The 17,135-nt window shown below is 55.1% G+C and carries 16 protein-coding genes; 8 read left to right on the plus strand and 8 right to left on the minus strand.

Features of this window, described 5'->3' with window-relative positions:
• The first annotated feature begins 100 nt into the window (after positions 1-100).
• The 4 genes from glnA (at position 101) to JJD41_RS00415 (ending at position 4,201) form a co-directional block, all read left to right on the plus strand.
• On the plus strand, positions 101-1,522 hold the full coding sequence (gene glnA, locus JJD41_RS00400; RefSeq protein WP_168570027.1) for a type I glutamate--ammonia ligase: 1,422 nt from the start codon (positions 101-103) through the stop codon (positions 1,520-1,522).
• Positions 1,523-1,649: 127 nt separating this feature from the next.
• A complete protein-coding gene (locus JJD41_RS00405) occupies positions 1,650-2,723 on the plus strand; it encodes a class I SAM-dependent methyltransferase (RefSeq protein ID WP_200664229.1) in 1,074 nt (357 codons plus the stop codon).
• Between the two features lie 137 nt (positions 2,724-2,860).
• Complete coding sequence (locus tag JJD41_RS00410; RefSeq protein WP_200664230.1) at positions 2,861-3,334, plus strand: YbjN domain-containing protein; 474 nt, start codon at positions 2,861-2,863, stop codon at positions 3,332-3,334.
• A gap of 36 nt (positions 3,335-3,370) precedes the next feature.
• On the plus strand, positions 3,371-4,201 hold the full coding sequence (locus tag JJD41_RS00415) for a lipoate--protein ligase family protein (RefSeq protein WP_200664231.1): 831 nt from the start codon (positions 3,371-3,373) through the stop codon (positions 4,199-4,201).
• A gap of 15 nt (positions 4,202-4,216) precedes the next feature.
• Here JJD41_RS00415 and JJD41_RS00420 read toward each other — a convergent pair whose 3' ends face one another.
• Positions 4,217-5,455 carry a site-2 protease family protein gene (locus tag JJD41_RS00420; protein ID WP_200664232.1) on the minus strand — a complete coding sequence of 413 codons (1,239 nt, stop codon included), beginning with the start codon at positions 5,453-5,455 and terminating at the stop codon, positions 4,217-4,219.
• Between the two features lie 234 nt (positions 5,456-5,689).
• Positions 5,690-5,956, minus strand: coding sequence for a photosystem I reaction center subunit PsaK (gene psaK, locus JJD41_RS00425; protein WP_200664233.1), 267 nt, complete (start codon positions 5,954-5,956; stop codon positions 5,690-5,692).
• A gap of 142 nt (positions 5,957-6,098) precedes the next feature.
• Here psaK and JJD41_RS00430 point away from each other — a divergent pair, with 142 nt between their 5' ends.
• Positions 6,099-6,749 (plus strand): phosphoribosylanthranilate isomerase, encoded by a 651-nt coding sequence (locus JJD41_RS00430; protein WP_200666930.1) that lies wholly within the window; start codon positions 6,099-6,101, stop codon positions 6,747-6,749.
• A gap of 37 nt (positions 6,750-6,786) precedes the next feature.
• On the opposite strand, the gene folE is transcribed toward JJD41_RS00430, so the two are convergent.
• The 6 genes from folE to JJD41_RS00460 all read right to left on the minus strand — a co-directional run bounded on the left by folE (position 6,787) and on the right by JJD41_RS00460 (position 11,912).
• The gene (gene folE / locus JJD41_RS00435) at positions 6,787-7,518 is read right to left on the minus strand and encodes a GTP cyclohydrolase I FolE (RefSeq protein WP_200664234.1); all 732 of its coding nucleotides are present in this window, start codon (positions 7,516-7,518) and stop codon (positions 6,787-6,789) included.
• A gap of 56 nt (positions 7,519-7,574) precedes the next feature.
• Positions 7,575-8,300: an SDR family oxidoreductase gene (locus JJD41_RS00440; protein ID WP_200664235.1), complete on the minus strand. Its 726-nt coding sequence runs from the start codon at positions 8,298-8,300 to the stop codon at positions 7,575-7,577.
• 64 nt (positions 8,301-8,364) lie between these two features.
• Positions 8,365-8,577 (minus strand): hypothetical protein, encoded by a 213-nt coding sequence (locus JJD41_RS00445; RefSeq protein ID WP_200664236.1) that lies wholly within the window; start codon positions 8,575-8,577, stop codon positions 8,365-8,367.
• A 223-nt stretch (positions 8,578-8,800) separates the two neighbouring features.
• Positions 8,801-9,781, minus strand: a complete 981-nt coding sequence (accA, locus tag JJD41_RS00450; RefSeq protein ID WP_200664237.1) for an acetyl-CoA carboxylase carboxyl transferase subunit alpha — start codon at positions 9,779-9,781, stop codon at positions 8,801-8,803.
• Between the two features lie 102 nt (positions 9,782-9,883).
• Complete coding sequence (locus tag JJD41_RS00455; protein ID WP_200664238.1) at positions 9,884-10,906, minus strand: long-chain acyl-[acyl-carrier-protein] reductase; 1,023 nt, start codon at positions 10,904-10,906, stop codon at positions 9,884-9,886.
• 310 nt (positions 10,907-11,216) lie between these two features.
• The gene (locus JJD41_RS00460) at positions 11,217-11,912 is read right to left on the minus strand and encodes an aldehyde oxygenase (deformylating) (protein ID WP_200664239.1); all 696 of its coding nucleotides are present in this window, start codon (positions 11,910-11,912) and stop codon (positions 11,217-11,219) included.
• Positions 11,913-12,063: 151 nt separating this feature from the next.
• Here JJD41_RS00460 and JJD41_RS00465 point away from each other — a divergent pair, with 151 nt between their 5' ends.
• The 3 genes from JJD41_RS00465 to purF all read left to right on the plus strand — a co-directional run bounded on the left by JJD41_RS00465 (position 12,064) and on the right by purF (position 17,122).
• Complete coding sequence (locus tag JJD41_RS00465; protein ID WP_370583692.1) at positions 12,064-12,876, plus strand: carbohydrate ABC transporter permease; 813 nt, start codon at positions 12,064-12,066, stop codon at positions 12,874-12,876.
• Positions 12,877-13,190: 314 nt separating this feature from the next.
• Positions 13,191-15,545, plus strand: coding sequence for a phosphoribosylformylglycinamidine synthase subunit PurL (purL, locus tag JJD41_RS00470; RefSeq protein WP_200664240.1), 2,355 nt, complete (start codon positions 13,191-13,193; stop codon positions 15,543-15,545).
• A gap of 50 nt (positions 15,546-15,595) precedes the next feature.
• Complete coding sequence (gene purF / locus JJD41_RS00475; protein WP_200664241.1) at positions 15,596-17,122, plus strand: amidophosphoribosyltransferase; 1,527 nt, start codon at positions 15,596-15,598, stop codon at positions 17,120-17,122.
• Positions 17,123-17,135 lie beyond the last annotated feature (13 nt).

A 17,135-nucleotide genomic window follows, 5' to 3' on the forward strand; every position in this document is an offset into this window, starting at 1 on the left:
TTCATACCTAGGGCATTCGCCCCACTGAGCCGTTCTAACTTGTCACGACACTCCTGCATCGTCGTGAACTTCCAACCCAGTCAAAACTGAGGAGATATTTATGCCCGAGACTGCCCAACAAGTTCTAGATCTCATCCGCGAGCAAGATATCCAAATTATCGACCTCAAATTTGTCGATATGCCCGGAATCTGGCAGCACTGCTCGTTTTACCGGGATCTGATCGACGAGAGCGCCTTTACCGAGGGTGTTGCCTTTGATGGTTCGAGTATTCGTGGCTGGAAAGCGATCAACGAATCGGACATGGCAATGGTTCCCGATCCGACGACGGCGTGGATCGATCCGTTCATGGAACAGCCGACCTTGAGCATGATCTGCAGCATCAAGGAACCGCGAACGGGAGAATGGTACAGCCGCGACCCGCGCACGATCGCCCAAAAAGCCCTGGATTACTTGATTTCGTCCGGGCTTGGCGATATTGCGTACTTCGGACCGGAAGCCGAATTCTTCATCTTTGAAGACGTCCGCTTCGATCAAACCCACAACGAAGGCTTTTACCACGTCGATAGCGTCGAAGGGCGTTGGAACTCTGGAAAACAAGAACCGGGTGGAAACCTCGGCTACAAACCCCGCTATAAAGAAGGTTATTTCCCCGTCTCGCCGACCGACACCATGCAAGACATGCGGACGGAAATGCTGCTGACGATGGGCAAATGCGGCGTGCCGATTGAAAAACACCATCACGAGGTAGCCTCGGGGGGTCAAAACGAGCTGGGAGTTCGCTTCGCTCCGATTATCCAAGCGGCAGACTACTTGATGGTGTACAAGTACGTCGTCAAAAACGTTGCCAAGAAATATGGCAAAACGGCGACCTTCATGCCCAAACCGATCTTTAACGATAACGGTTCCGGGATGCACACCCACCAGTCGATCTGGAAAGACGGTCAACCCTTGTTCTGGGGTGACGGCTACGCCAATATGAGTAAAATGGCCCTGAACTATATCGGTGGCTTGCTCAAACACGCTCCGGCGATTTTGGCCCTGAGTAACCCTTCGACCAACTCTTACAAACGGTTGGTTCCCGGATTTGAAGCCCCGGTGAACTTGGCCTATTCTCAAGGGAACCGTTCCGCCTCGATTCGGATTCCTCTCTCCGGCGAGAATCCGAAAGCGAAGCGCATGGAGTTCCGTTGTCCCGATGCGACCTGCAACCCCTATTTGGCGTTTGCGGCGATGCTGTGTGCGGGGATTGACGGCATCAAAAATGAAATCGATCCGGGGGATCCCCTCGATGTCGATATCTACGACCTCAGCCCGGAAGAATTGGCGAAGATTCCTTCGACCCCCGGCTCCCTGCTCGACGCTCTCAAAGCTCTCGAAGCGGATCACGAGTTCTTGTTGGCGGGTAACGTGTTTACGGAAGATTTCATCACCAACTGGATCGAGTACAAGTTGGATAACGAAGTCAACCCGATGCGCCTGCGTCCCCATCCTTACGAGTTCTCGCTCTACTACGACGCTTAAACTCCCCCGGAGGGCGATCGTTGCCTGACGCGAAAGGCCACCTCACTAGAGGTGGCTTTTTCGTTACAATTATTGACGTTTTTAGAGAGATTTGACGTTCTGACGATCGCCTCGGGATAGCCGAACCATGACTGATTTGCTCGCCAAACTGGCTTATCAAACCGTTCAATACACAAAAAGCTCTTTCGCACTCACCCACAAGACGTTAAGTTCCCGTCTGCTCAACTTGTTTTACGACGTTCCCGGAAAAGATCAACTCAAACCCCTGTCCCCGGAACTCCTCGAAACCTTACAAACGAGTTTGGCTCGATTGCTCGAAACCGAGTGGAAAGATGCCGAACGGGGGATTTATCCAGTGGAATTGCTGTTTGATAATCCCTGGGAAGACTTTTTATCCTACTATCCCGCTCTTTTACTCGACCTGCCTCGCCTTCGCGAGCGATCGCTGCAACAGAACTATCGCGATTTTGCCGAAGATCTCGACACCAACAACTATCCCAACTACTATCGCCGCAACTTCCATTTCCAAACTGACGGCTATTTCAGCGACCTGTCGGCGAATCTGTACGATTTACAAGTCGAAATTCTCTTTAACGGCTGTGCGGATGCAATGCGCCGCCGCGTACTCGCGCCCCTCAAACAAGGGCTGGAAGCGGGATTTCCCTCGGTTCCTTCCCGAGATCTGCGGATTTTAGATATTGCCTGCGGGACGGGTCGCACCCTCAAATTCTTACGGGCCATGCTCCCCCAAGCGAACTTATTTGGGGTAGATTTATCGACGGCCTATTTGCGTAAAGCTGCCCGATGGCTGGGACAATTGCCCGGAGAACTGCCCCAACTGGTCGGGGGAAAGGTCGAAGAACTGCCCTATCGCGGGGGTTATTTCCATGCCGCGACCAGTGTCTTTTTATTCCACGAACTGCCCGGAACTGTTCGCCAACGGGCGATCGAGGAATGTTTCCGGGTCATCAAACCGGGAGGGTGGTTCGTCATTTGCGATTCGATCCAACTCGGGGACGTTCCCGACTGGGACCCGTTACTGCACAATTTCCCGATTTCCTTTCACGAACCCTACTATAACGATTACATCCGCGACGATTTGGAACGCCGTTTGCACCGTGCCGGGTTTGGCGAAGTTTACACTCAAATGCACCACGCGAGTAAATATTGGGTGGCGCGCAAACCGCAAATCGAGCCATAACGGGGATCGGAGATCGCCGAGCTGGAGTGAGGGGCAGACGCGCCTAAAATAGCGAGATCGCCCCGGCTTCCTACGGTACGATGAATTGCACTATAGACTGAAATGGAAATACCCCTATTCAACCATACGGAGAGGTCATGACCCCAGAAGTAGAAACCCAATCAAGTGAGAGCCAATCGACTCAAGAACTGCTCGACACTTCGACCCCGATCGATTTGGTCGAAGAAATTGAAACGGTGATCGCCAGCATGGCTCAAGATCAAAAAGTCATGTTCGCTCACAGTGAAGCGGGCTATTTTTGGAAATTTCAATACGGTAGCGTTCAAGTGTTCGTGCAGTTGACTGGAACTGGCGATGAGGATACCTTGAGTGTTTGGTCGTTTGTTTTAGACCTTCCGGCGAAGAACGAGCCGCAATTAATGCGAAAACTGCTGGAAATGAACTGGCTGTCTACTTACGAAGCCCGTTTTGCGATCGTGGACGATCGCGTGGTGGTTCTGTCGAATCGCACTGTCGCCGATATCAATCCGAGCGAAATCTCCCAGGCGATTACGATCGTGGCGACCCTCGCCGACGACAACGACGAACTGCTGCAAGCCGAATACAAGTAAACCGAACGCGCTTAGCGATTTCACCCCCTTTTTGCGATGAGTTTCCCTACCTGGCGTTTGATTCCTCCGATCGCGGCGAACGGTCGCCTGCAAATGGCGGTCGATTCTTGGCTGCTGCAAGAACATCGCGCCGGGAGGCAACCGCCGAGTCTGCGCTTTTACACCTGGACCCCGGTGGCGATTTCTTTGGGATACCACCAACGACGGTGGCCCCGACGCTGGCAGGAGTTAACCTGGCAAGGCGAACCGATCGCCTTAATTCGCCGACCGACCGGAGGACGGGCCGTTTTGCATCAGGGGGATCTCACCTATGCGGTGGTTACCTCGGAGGGCTGTGGCAATTTGACGGCGGCAACGCGGGGCGATCGCCGTGCCACTTACGAGGCAATTTCTCAGTTTTTAGTCGAAGGCTGGACTCGTTTGGGGGTGCCGTTAAATTACGGCCAGGAGCGATCGCCCGACCGTTCCACCCCGAACTGTTTCGATACCGCCACCGTCGCCGATTTAGTCCGACCGGATGGGGTCAAAGCGATCGGTAGCGCTCAATTGCGTCAGCGTCACAGCATCTTACAGCACGGTTCGATCCCGATCGACCCCTGTCCCCAGTTGTGCGAGCGGATCTTCGGCTCTTCGGGTCGAGGGTCGGGAATGAGGCGCTATTTAGAGGCGATCGCCCCCGATTCTGCCGCTCTCGACCCTCGACAACCGTGGTTGGAACGGGCGATCGCCGTCCTCGTCGAAGCCGCCGAGCAGTGTTTTCGGGTGCGCCTGGTTCCCGAACCGCTTACTGAGGAGGAATGGGAGCAAATTTCTCGGCTCGCTTCCCCTCCCCTGAACCCGGAAAAGCCCGCCCTGCGGCCTTCCTGAGAATTAAGATTTAGATTAAGATTTTTTGGCGCGATCGCCCCCGTCGATCGCCTCTGCGGTGGCTTTGGCGATCGCCCCGAGTTGCAATCCCGGGGGATAGGTTCCTTCTTCTTTAATCCGTTTGATTTCCGCCGCCGAAATCGAGAAATTGAGCTTTTGTGCCAAACTGCGGACGATATCGCCGCGATCGATAATCCCCGCGACCGCACCCGCGCGCGACAATACGGTAATTTGATTGAGTTGGTGCGACTCCAAACGCTCGATCGCCTCCACCATCGATACCTCTTCGCCGACGGCCACGATCTCGCCCAACGGTCGCACGATCGTCTGTAACCGTTGCGTTTCCCACTCGCTGCGTTCGATCTCCCGTAACCGTTCGGGCATCACCAAACCGCGATAGCGCCCGTCGGAAGCGGCAAAGTAAACGGTGGGTTGCAACTCGCCGAGTAAGTAATCGTCGGCAAACTCGCGCAAGGTCATGTTCGCATCGACGACCCGAAATTGTCGGGTCATCACTTCTTGCGCTTTGAGTTGAATCAGGGCTTCTTGCAAGTCGGTCAGGCGGTCGTAAGCGCTGGCGTTGCGCAAGCCAAACCAACCGAGTAAGGCAATCCACAAGCCTCCGGTTCCGGCGCCGGCCCCTCCGACTAACAGGGCTGTCAACCCGAAGGCGATCGCGACCGAGCCGAGGATTTTACCCGTTTTTGCGGCCCAATGGACCCCGCGAAAGCGATCGCCCGTAATCTTCCAGACCGCCGCTTTGAGCACTTGACCGCCGTCGAGGGGCAACCCGGGAATTAAGTTAAACGAGGCCAGCACTAAGTTAATCGTGGCCAGATCCCGGGCTAAAACGGCGATCGGGGACAGTTGCGGCAAAGTACCCCCCAACAGCCCCAAACCGATAAATAAACCAAAACTGACCGCAGGTCCGGCGATCGCCACTTGAAACGCTTGACCGGGGGTTTTCGATTCCTGTTCGATCGAGGCAATCCCGCCAAAAATAAATAGGGTAATCGAATTGACGGTAATCCCTTGGGATTTGGCGACCAAACTGTGACCGAGTTCGTGCAGTAACACCGAGCCGAACAACAGCAACGGCATCGCCAATCCAGCCCCCCAGCCGACGACGGATCCCCACTGCGGCACGAATTTGGACCCGTTGAAGAGGGTGAGGAGCGCAACAATTACAAACCACGAAGAATCGACGTACAGGGGAATCCCAAAAACCGATCCGATTCGCCAACCTGCCTGCATGAAATTTTCCTTATCCGAATCTGTACTGCGACGGCTCGGAGCCTCGCTCGTCTCGATGAAGCCGACCGATCTTTATTTATTGTACTGACTTTGCCGTCGTCCATTCGGAGATCGCCCGAACGGATAAGGAATCGGTGGTGGCGATCTCTCCATAAAAAAATGCCCCTTTATTGGGGGCATTTTTGAAATATTCGAGCGGATGACGGTGCGATCGCCGTTCTTAAATAAAGGCTCTTAAAGGACGCCTGCGTTCGCCAAACCCAAGATCATTCCCGCACCGAGAATATGACCCAAACAAGCGGTACCGAGCAGTTCGGGAACGCCAAAGTTTTTCCACAACGGGGTTAAAGAAACGGGTAACGCCGGACCGACCCCGGGGTTTTGAATGGCTTTGTAACCGATCGCGATCGCGAATAAATTACAAAGGATCATGACGATCCCGACGCTGGGAGACCAGGCAACGGTGGTAGCCGTAGCAGCGAGTAAAGTAGTGTAAAGCAAGTTGCTATCTCCTGAGTTGATAAATTCAAGAAGTCAGGAGAATTATAAGAATTTCTCCGGAGAAAACAATAATTTGTCTCAATAGTTAACAGTTATGCAAAATTTCGATACAAAAGTAGATAATTCATTTCAAAATACGGCGATTAGAGTTAAGATTTGTGGCATTACTCGGGATGAAGACGGCGAGGCGATCGCCCGTATGGGAGCGAATGCCTTGGGATTTATCTGCGTGCCGAGTTCGCCGCGCTATGTCGGCGTCGGCCAAATTCGCCAGATGGTCGATCGTCTCCATTCGTGGAGGGTCGGGGCGATCGGGGTTTTTGCCAATGTCGGAACCGAGGCAATTAGTCAAGTCGTCCGCGAGGCGGGACTGACGGGAGTTCAGTTACACGGAGACGAGACGCCGGAGTTTTGCGATCGCCTGCGCGTCGAATTAGCTGACGGAATCGAAATCATTAAAGCCTTCCGCATTAAAAGCGAGGCAGATTTAGAACGCACCCGACTTTACCGCGATCGGGTCGATACCTTCTTATTAGATGCCTACCATCCGGGTCAACTCGGCGGAACCGGACGCCAACTCGACTGGACCCTACTCGACCGCTTCGATCCGGGGGTTCCCTGGTTGTTGGCGGGAGGCTTAAACCCGGATAACGTGCTGACGGCGATCGCCCGAGCCCGTCCGACCGGGATCGACTTGTCGAGCGGAGTAGAGCGATCTCCCGGGATTAAAGATCTGGCCAAAGTCGCCCGCTTGTTCGAGCAATTGGGGGCGCGGGGCCAACACCGACCGTAACCCGGAATTCCCGGGTTACGGTCTCCATCGGGAAATCTTAGAAAAATGCGGGTTGGTGGCGGATCAAATTAAGAAACTCTTCGCGAGTTTTTTGATCTTCTTGAAAAACACCGACCATCGCACTCGTCACAGTCCAAGAACCGGGTTTTTGCACCCCGCGCATGACCATGCACATGTGGGTCGCTTCCATCACCACGGCGACCCCTTGCGGGTCGAGAATCTCTTGAATCGCTTCCGCCACCTGACGGTTGAGACGCTCCTGCACCTGCAAGCGTCGGGAGTACATTTCGACAATCCGCGCCAACTTACTCAACCCCACCACTTTCTCGTTGGGGATGTACGCCACGTGAGCGCGTCCCATAAACGGCAGCATGTGGTGTTCGCAGAGGCTGAAGAAATTAATATCGCGCACCAAGACCATTTCGTTGTGGCCCTCGTCGAAAATGGCATTATTGACAATTTCTTCGAGAGATTGGTGATAGCCACTGGTGAGAAAGCGCATGGCTTCGGCGACCCGCTTGGGCGTTTTGAGCAAGCCTTCGCGTTCCGGGTCTTCGCCGACGCCGAGGAGCATTTCGTGTACCGCCTCGGTCAAGCGTCGTTCGTTTTCTGCTTCGTCCGTTTCCGGAGGGATGTAGTTTTCCCGAACGCTGTCACGAGCGGGTCGCGTTTGAACGGAACGCGGCTCGGTGGGGTTCGGGGTTGCAGAGGAACTGGCAGTCATTTTCGATGTCGAGCCACTGGACCCGTTAGAAGAAGCAATAGTCATGACGAGTTGTTGGTTAGGGTTTGGAATAGTGCGGATACAGAGCGGTTAGACGGGGGTTAAAAGTTCCCGGCATTGGAGACGAGGGTTAATTCGTCGATCGCCGCACTGGCGGGTAATAAGGCGGCGTGAACGATCGACTCGGCGACGATTTCGGGGGTGAGCATTTGCGAGCGGTCGAAATCGGCGTTTACCGTCGGGGTATCCCAAATTGGCGAGTTGACCGCGCCGGGAGAAATGATGGTGACGCGAATGCCATTGGCGCGCTCTTCGGCTGCCAGGGTTTTGGAAAGGCAGACGAGGGCGGCTTTGCTGACGTTGTAGGCGCCCCAACCCGGAAAGGCTTCGTAGGCGGCGACTGAGGCGACGTTGAGGATGGTTCCTTGCTGGCGATCGCGCATGGCGGGTAAGATCGCGCCAATGCACTCGAAGACGCTGGTTAGGTTGAGATCCATGACCCGTTGCCAGTCGGAGAGGGGGGTGTCGATCAGGTTGCCTGTATAGCCCATTCCGGCGTTGTTGATCAGCAGGTCGATCGGGCCGAAGTCATCGGCGATCGCCCCAATCTGCTGCCGCACCTGGGAGAGTTGAGCCAGATCTACGGGATAAGGTTTACATTCGACTCCGTAGGTGGCGGCTTCGGCGGCGACGGCAGCCAAGCGGTCTGCACGACGGCTGACCAGGGCTGAGGGAACGCCTGCTTTGGCCAAGGCGAGGGCGGTGGCTTTGCCGATGCCACTGCTCGCTCCGGTGATCAGGGCGCGTAATGGTGTTCGATCGCTCATGAAAAGGTTCGATCTGTTTTGATAGAATTACTTATTGCTCGACGTTGGCGGTAGACTTTATAATCTACTGTTCTAAACCGCCGCGATCGCTCGGAGCGGGTGGGGAGATGGGCGACGTGCGCGCGCCGGAACCGAACCCCATCCGATCGAGGGTGGGGGAGAACCACGAAAAAGCCCACAAAAAAGTCCGATCGCGAATCGTCGGAGGAATCGTCCGGGCGATCGTCGCGAGAGCGGGCGACGAGGCAGCGCGAACGAGCCGCTCGCCGGACGCCACGAGCCCACGAGGGTTCTGTATTTCCCTCTACAGAACGATGCCGGGGTCGGTGTCGTGGGAGGGGTGGGGAAAGTTCGATCGCGATCGCCCAAGCGGCAGCCGCGAGCGCCGTGCAGACTGGACTGGAGCCAGTCTGAGAAAAAGGTAAACAAATGTGACAACTTGCACGATTATATCACTGAGAATGGCGATGCCGGGAGCGATCGCCAATTTCTCGGGGGACTCAGGCGGGCAACTCCATAAACACGCCGATCCGCCGGAATTTTTGATAGCGTTGTTCCCGGCGTTGTTGGCTGGTGAGTTGGCTGAGTTCTTCTAAGGTGCTTAACAGGGCTTCTTTGAGGGTTTCTGCCGCTTTGAGGGGGTTGGAATGGGCGCCGCCGACGGGTTCGGGTAAGAGACGGTCTAAGATGCCGAGATTTTTGAGATCCCAGGAGGTAATTTTGAGAGCTTCGGCGGCTTGGGAGGCTTTGGCGGCATCTTTCCAGAGAATGGCCGCGCAGGCTTCCGGGGTGGCGACGGTGTAAACGGCGTGTTCTAACATCAGCAGGCGATCGGCGACGCCAATACCGAGGGCGCCACCGGAACCGCCCTCGCCGATCACCGTACTGAGGATCGGCACGTCGAGGCGGAACATTTCGCGCAAGTTATAGGCGATCGCCTCTCCTTGACCTTGGTGCTCGGCTTCGATGCCCGCCCAAGCCCCGGGGGTGTCGATAAAGGTAAAAATCGGCATTCCGAACCGATTGGCATGTTCCATCAGGCGCATGGCCTTGCGGTAGCCCCCCGGGGAGGCCATGCCGAAGTTGCGGGCGACGTTATCTTTGGTATCGCGGCCTTTTTGGTGGCCGAGCATGACCACGGGAATGCCGCCGACGCGACCGATGCCGCCGACGAGGGCGGGATCGTCGTTACCCCGGCGATCGCCGTGCAGTTCCATCCATTCGTCGGCGATCGCCTGGATGTAGTCCAGGGTACTCGGGCGCCGGGGATGGCGGGCGAGTTGCAGCCGTTGGTAGGGGGACAAACTGCTAAAAATTTCTTGCCGCAGTTGGGAGGCGCGGGCTTCGAGCTGGTGGATTTGATCCGAGACATCGACGCCATTTTCGGTGGCGAGGTCTCGAATTTGTTGGATGCGTCCTTCCAGCTCCGCGAGGGGTTTTTCAAATTCTAAAAGAAAGGTTCTGCGCTCAGTCGTTGCCATAGTGAATATTCCGTTACCAGCGCTCGCAAGTTCGGCGATCGCCCGGCGGCGGGCCAGTCTTCCAAGTCCGGGCGATCGCCTCGGATCGGGTCGCGCGATCGGCTAATTGACCAAAAGCGGCTTGAAACCGTGTTTGACCGACCATTGACCGATCTGCTCCATTTTTTCCACCCCGATTTGATTGCGTCCCCACGAGAAATTCGTATAGAGCTTTTCAAATTCGAGAATCATCGATTCGGCAAAGCAGGCGAACAGTTGGCGCGCCGGAACTTCCATTTTGGCGATCGACATGATCCGCCAGTCGATATCCAGGGAATGTTCGACAATGCCGCCGTTGAGGACGTACACTTCGGGATGTTGAATCTGGGTGGCCATGTTTTTCGGATAGCCCCCGTCAACGATCAAACACGGATGTTTTAAGCCGTTCGGGTCGATTTCTACCCCTTTGGGCATACTGGCAACCCAGACGATGATATCCGCTTGGGGTAAGGCTTCTTCCAAGCCGACCACTTGACCGCGACCGAGTTCTTCTTGCAGGGCGCTCAAGCGGGCGCGATCGCGGGCGATCAGCAGCATTTCTTTAACGTCGGTGCGGGCGTTGAGCCAGCGACAGACCCCACTGCCGATATCTCCCGTGGCGCCACATATAGCGACGGTCGCGTTCGACAGCGAAATCCCTAACTGGCGGGACGCTTGCTCGACTTGTTTGCAAATGATATAAGCAGTGTGGGTGTTGCCCGTGGTAAAGCGCTCGAATTCGAGTTTGATATTCCGAACCTGTTGGATTTGGTACAGGTTGAAGTTTTCAAAGATAATCGAGGAAAAGCCGCCGAGGGCAGTGATATCGATCCCATGTTTTTGGGCGTGAGCCATCGCGTTGACAATTTTGCGCGTGGCCGCTTTAATGCGACGGTTGGCGAGCATTTCCGGCAGAAAACACGATTCGACGTACCGACCTTCGATCGTCTCACCTGTCAGGCTGGTAACCTTGATGGTATCGACAATTTGCGGGGGAGCGGAACACCAGAAGTCCAAACCGCGATCGGCATATTCCGGATAGCCGAGTTCGTTGGCGACAGATTGGGCGTGAGCCAAACTTGTAAGATGACCGATAAGACCAAACATGAAGCGTTGTATGGGGGTCCTTTAGATGGAGACCAGAATGGGGTTGACGAAAAAAAATCGCGAGCTTGAAGCGATCGCACTCCTGCATACAAGTACCAGCCAAGGATGCTGGCCTTCCGAACACACGAGGGTTGAGACGAGCTGGCGCAGGCCGATAAACCCCGATCTCCAGCCCGACGGATAGGGCGACGAGCTTCGCGGTAACCGCTTCGATCTCGTCCTCGCCGACTCGGATCGGGATCGCCTTCGCTCCGATGGGACACACCGCGATCTCGGGTAGCGATCGCGGTGGCAGTCACAATCTCGACCTTCAAGCGCCGATTAAGCCGTAAGCGGACATTTTCATGATGTCGCGAGTGCTAAACCCGATTTCGCCTAGGGCTTCCCCGTAGGCAATCATGAAGTCCTCTACTAAGGCATCTTTCTCCATGCCTAAAGTAGCGGCGTCCCGTTCGACTTGGTTGAGCATTTTCCAAACAAGCGGCAAGTTCTCGCGATTGGCTTTTTCGATTTCCGCTTTGTTCTGTTCAAAATGCGCTTTGAGCCATTCCTGACCGTAGTTGAGATGGCTGTACTCGTCTTTGACGACCCCTTCGGTGATTTTGCGCGCAAACGGATCGGCCACGGGGATGTAAATGTTATAGGCGGCGATCGCAAAACACTCGATAATTAGCGCTTGGATGACCAAACAAGTCGCTATCTGGCCCTGTTCGGCGGCTTTTTGGAAATTTTCGTGGAGTTTGGCAAAATACTCCCGCGCAAACTCCATATCCGGGGTCACTTTCAAATTGCGACCACAGGCTTGGAATCCCTTCTTGTGGCGGTTTTCCATTTTTGACAATGCGATCAGTTCGTCGTGACTGTCCGGCAGCAGTTCTGCCAATTTCACGTAGTTGCTCGTGGCTTCGTCTTCGCCTTCGATGACGATCGCATTAATCCGGCTGTATGCGTCTTTGTAAGTTTCGCTTTGAAAGTCTAGTGCTGGGGCTGCCTCAAGCTGCGGCATAACTGTGTTGTCTCCTGATTCTGATTTCGCCTACGATCCTAAATTGACCTTATAACTTCTAAGTTAAAGGATAAATGGGTAGACCGGACTAAAACAACTTATAGTTTACTTTACTCATTACAATCGAAGCTAAGTATTCCGATTATCAATCGTGAACATCAACCGATTTGGCCGCCAGCTCAGCTCGATCGTGCTGTTTTGCGGTGCGATTTTAGTCTTGTTGCCCTTGGCCGTCGCCCTTGCCAAATCCCTGATCCCCCCTAGTGCGATTAGTGGCATTTTCCCACCAAGACTTACTTTTGCCAACTATCGCGAAGCCTGGGAGCGGGCGAACTTTTGGCTGGCCTTTGCTAATTCTACCGTAGTTGCCTTGGCCGTTACCGCCCTCCAGACCCTCACCTCCTCTCTGGGGGGTTATGCCTTGGCTCGCTTGCAGTTTCGCGGGCGCCAGATTGTTTTAGTGGGGATCCTCGCGACGTTGGTGATTCCCTTCCAATTATTAGTGATTCCCATTTTCCTCGTGCTCAAATGGCTCGGGGCGATCGATACTTATGCCGCCCTGATTTTACCCAGTGCCGTCAGTGGATTCGGCATTTTCTTGATGCGTCAGTATTTCCTGACAATCCCCGTCGAACTCGAAGAAGCCGCCGCCTTGGACGGGGCAACACGCTGGCAAATTTTGTGGCGAATTTTGTTACCCTTAGCCCGTCCCGCATTAGTCACCCTATTTTTATTTACCTTTATCGGCGAGTGGAACGACCTGTTTAAACCTTTGATTTTTACGACCCGACCGGAATTGAGGACGGTTCAGTTAGCGTTAGCTCAATTTCAAGAACAATTTACCAGTCGTTGGGAATTATTGATGGCTGCCGTGGGAATTGCCACTTTTCCCGTAACGGTTTTATTTGCGATCGGACAACGGCAATTCATTCGCGGAATTGCCAGTACCGGGATTAAAAATTAGGGGAGATCGGGACTGGCGAATCGGCAATGGCAGCAAAGCGGTGGGGCTTTCGATCGGGGTTTCGGATCGATCTAGAACAAGTTACGGACCCGTTTAAACTCTAGAAAATTTCAACATGATTGTTGCGAGAAATTCGGCGATCGCCCCATGGAGGCTGACATGTTAGCGCGGCTCACCCTTAAAAAAAACCAAACCGATCGCGATCGCGGGCGATCGCGATCCAAGCTAAACTCTAAACGCTCAAATATAAAATCTAAAACCCCATCGCTTCTCGATAAAATAGTTTTGCTGTTTTATCGTCCGATACCGCCGTCATGTCTGCAATTTCCGAAGCCCCCTTTTCTCCACAAGAAATCGCTGCCGAAGGTCTCAAACCCGAAGAATACCAAGAAATCGTCAATCGCTTGGGACGTCATCCCAACAAAGCCGAATTGGGGATGTTCGGGGTCATGTGGTCCGAACACTGCTGCTACAAAAACTCCCGTCCCTTGCTCAAACAATTTCCCACCCAAGGCGATCGCATCCTCGTCGGTCCCGGGGAAAATGCGGGAGTCGTGGACTTCGGCGACGGAGTGCGACTCGCCTTTAAAATCGAGTCCCACAACCACCCCTCGGCGATCGAACCCTACCAAGGTGCCGCTACGGGGGTCGGTGGCATCCTGCGCGACATTTTCACCATGGGCGCCCGACCGATCGCCGTCCTCAACTCCCTGCGTTTCGGCACCCTCGACAATCCCCGTACCCGCCGCATCTTCATGGGCGTTGTCGAAGGCATTTCCGGTTACGGTAACTCCGTCGGCGTTCCCACCGTCGGCGGCGAAGTGTACTTCGATCGATCTTATGCAGGCAACCCCCTCGTCAACGTCATGGCCCTCGGACTGATGGAAACCGAGGAGATCGTCAAAGCGGGCGCCTCCGGCATCGGCAATCCCGTGTTGTACGTCGGATCGACCACCGGACGGGACGGAATGGGCGGCGCCAGCTTCGCCAGTGCCGAACTCACCGAAGAGTCCGCCGACGATCGCCCCGCCGTGCAAGTTGGGGACCCCTTCCTCGAAAAATCCCTGATCGAAGCCTGTCTCGAAGCCTTTAAAACCGGAGCCGTCGTCGCCGCGCAAGATATGGGCGCCGCCGGGATTACCTGTTCCACCTCGGAAATGGCCGCCAAAGGGGGCATCGGGATCGAGCTCGATCTCGACTTAATCCCGGTACGCGAAACTGGAATGGTCCCTTACGAATTCCTCCTGTCCGAATCCCAAGAACGGATGTTATTCGTCGCCCACAAAGGACGGGAACAAGAGCTAATCGACGTATTCGAGCGCTGGGGACTGCACGCCGTCGTCGCCGGAACCACGATCGCCGAACCCCTGGTGCGGATCCTCTACCGAGGGGCGATCGCCGCCGAAGTCCCCTCCAGCGCCCTCGCCGAAGACACCCCGCTTTACCCGCGCGAACTGCTCGCCGAACCTCCCGCTTACGCCCGAGAAGCGTGGCAGTGGTCCGCCAGTGCGTTACCGGAGGCGGCGATCGCCGGGATCGAAATTAACGGAAAACAGACAACTTGGAGCGAAATCCTGCTACAACTGCTCGATACCCCGACGATCGCCTCCAAAAAATGGGTTTATCGCCAATACGACCATCAAGTTCAAAATAACACCGTCTTTTTACCCGGCGGTGCCGATGCCTCCGTCGTCCGCTTGCGCCCGCAAGTCGGCGAGAACGCCCGTCAAGGAACCTTTAATCGCGGGGTCGCCGCCACCGTCGATTGCAATTCCCGCTACGTCTATCTCGACCCTTACGAAGGTGCGAAAGCCGTCGTCGCCGAAGCCGCGCGCAACTTAAGTTGTGTCGGCGCCGAGCCCCTCGCCGTCACCGATAACTTAAACTTCGGCAGTCCCGAAAAACCCGTCGGATACTGGCAACTCGCCCGCGCTTGCGAAGGAATTGCCGAAGCCTGTCGAGAATTTGCCACTCCAGTGACCGGGGGGAATGTCTCCCTGTATAACGAAACCCTCGACAGCAACGGACAACCGACGCCGATTTACCCGACCCCGGTGATTGGGATGGTCGGCGATCTGCCCGATTTGAGCAAAGCCTGCGCTCAAGGTTGGCGCGCGGAAGGGGATGTTATCTATTTATTGGGGGTTCCCGTCGGTGAAGAACGCGGCGGCGAGGTCACCTTGGGAGCCTCGGAATATTTGGCGGCGATTCACGAAACCGTTGCGGGACGTCCGCCGAAGGTGAATTTCGAGTTAGAACGGCAGGTACAAGCGGTTTGTCGTCACGGAATTCGCCAAGGATGGGTGAAGTCGGCTCACGATTGCGCGGAAGGGGGTTTGGCGATCGCCCTGGCTGAATCCTGCCTCAGTGGAGATCTCGGAGCCGAAGTACAGTTGAAGATCGGCGCTACCATAGAACGGTGGGATGAAATTTTATTTGCCGAAGGGGGGGCGCGGATTCTCGTCTCGGTTTCGCCGCAACAGGCGGGCGAGTGGGAGTCTTATTTACGAGCGCAACTGCGAGAAACTTGGCAAAATATAGGAATCGTATCACGAAAAGATCGCGGTTTACGCATCTTTACGGTTGATAACCTCTCCTTAATCAACGTTAGTATGACAGAGATGGGCGATCGTTGGCAGGGTGCCATCGAACGCCGCTTGTCCATCTAGCGGATATTCCCCGTTCGCTGATTTATCCTAAGCAGGAGCCGATCTTTAGCATGATTCCCAAGCATCCCGTATCTTCTGACGTGCCATCGCCCCCGTCTGAGAATTCGCCCCGCGACCGCATCGATCTGCTGTCGAACCCATCTTTTGAGGTTGACAAACCCGAGGAAGCTTGCGGTGTGTTTGCGGTTTACGCCCCTGGGGAGGATGTGGCCAAGCTAACCTATTTCGGTCTCTACGCCCTTCAACATCGGGGTCAAGAATCTGCCGGAATTGCCACCTTTGAGAAGGACGGGCGGGTTCACAGCCACAAGGATATGGGGCTGGTCTCCCAAGTGTTTAACGAGTCGATGTTAGCCAAACTGACCGGAAATCTCGGCATCGGTCACACTCGTTACTCGACCACGGGTTCGAGTCGCATTGTTAATGCCCAACCCGCTTTGGTCGAAACCCGCTTGGGTACGTTAGCTTTAGCACATAATGGGAATTTAGTCAATACTGCCGAGTTGCGTCAAGAATTGTTAGATCGCAATTGCAATTTAGTGACGACGACGGATTCGGAATCGATCGCGATCGCGATCGGCTTGGAAGTCGATAACGGCAAAGACTGGCTCGAAGCGGCGATCGGCGCCTTTCAGAAGTGCCGGGGCGCCTTTAGTTTGGCGATCGGTACCCCGGCGGGGATGATGGGGGTGCGCGATCCCCACGGCATCCGCCCCTTGGTCATTGGAGAACTCGAAGGCAATCCCAGCCGCTACGTCCTCGCCTCCGAAACCTGCGGTCTCGACATCATCGGCGCCCGCTACCTGCGCGACGTGCAACCGGGCGAGTTAGTCTGGATTACCGATGAAGGATTGGCCTCCTTCCAATGGAACCGAGAACCGAGCCGCAAATTGTGCATCTTCGAGATGATCTACTTTGCTCGTCCCGATAGCGTCATGCACGACGAAAGCTTGTACAGCTACCGGATGCGCTTGGGACGCCAACTCGCCGAAGAATCTCCCGCCGACGTGGATATTATTATCGGCGTACCGGATTCGGGCATTCCGGCGGCGATCGGGTTTTCTCAAGCCACGGGGATTCGTTACGCCGAAGGCTTGATCAAAAACCGCTACGTCGGTCGCACCTTCATTCAACCGACCCAGACTATGCGCGAATCCGGGATTCGGATGAAACTCAACCCCCTCAAAGACGTTCTCCAGGGTCAGCGCGTCCTCATGGTAGACGATTCGATCGTGCGCGGAACCACGAGCCGCAAAATCGTCCAAGCGCTGCGCGATGCGGGCGCCACGGAAGTTCACATGCGGATTTCCTCGCCTCCGGTCACTCATCCCTGTTTCTACGGGATCGATACGGACAATCAAGATCAGTTGATCGCGGCAACCCAATCGGTAGAACAAATCGAGGCCAAAATTGGCGTCGATTCCCTAGCGTATTTGAGCTGGGAAGGGATGTTAAAAGCTACCGGAGAAGATCCGACTCAGTTCTGTTCGGCGTGCTTTACCGGAGATTATCCGATCGCCATTGCCGAACCGCTCAAGCGCTCTAAATTGATGTTGGAAAAAGTCGGGAAAGTTTAACGATCTTTTCTAA

The sequence above is a fragment of the Oxynema mangrovii CENA135 genome (genome assembly GCF_016632315.1).
In the GTDB taxonomy this organism is placed as follows: Bacteria; Cyanobacteriota; Cyanobacteriia; order Cyanobacteriales; family Laspinemataceae; genus Oxynema; species Oxynema aestuarii.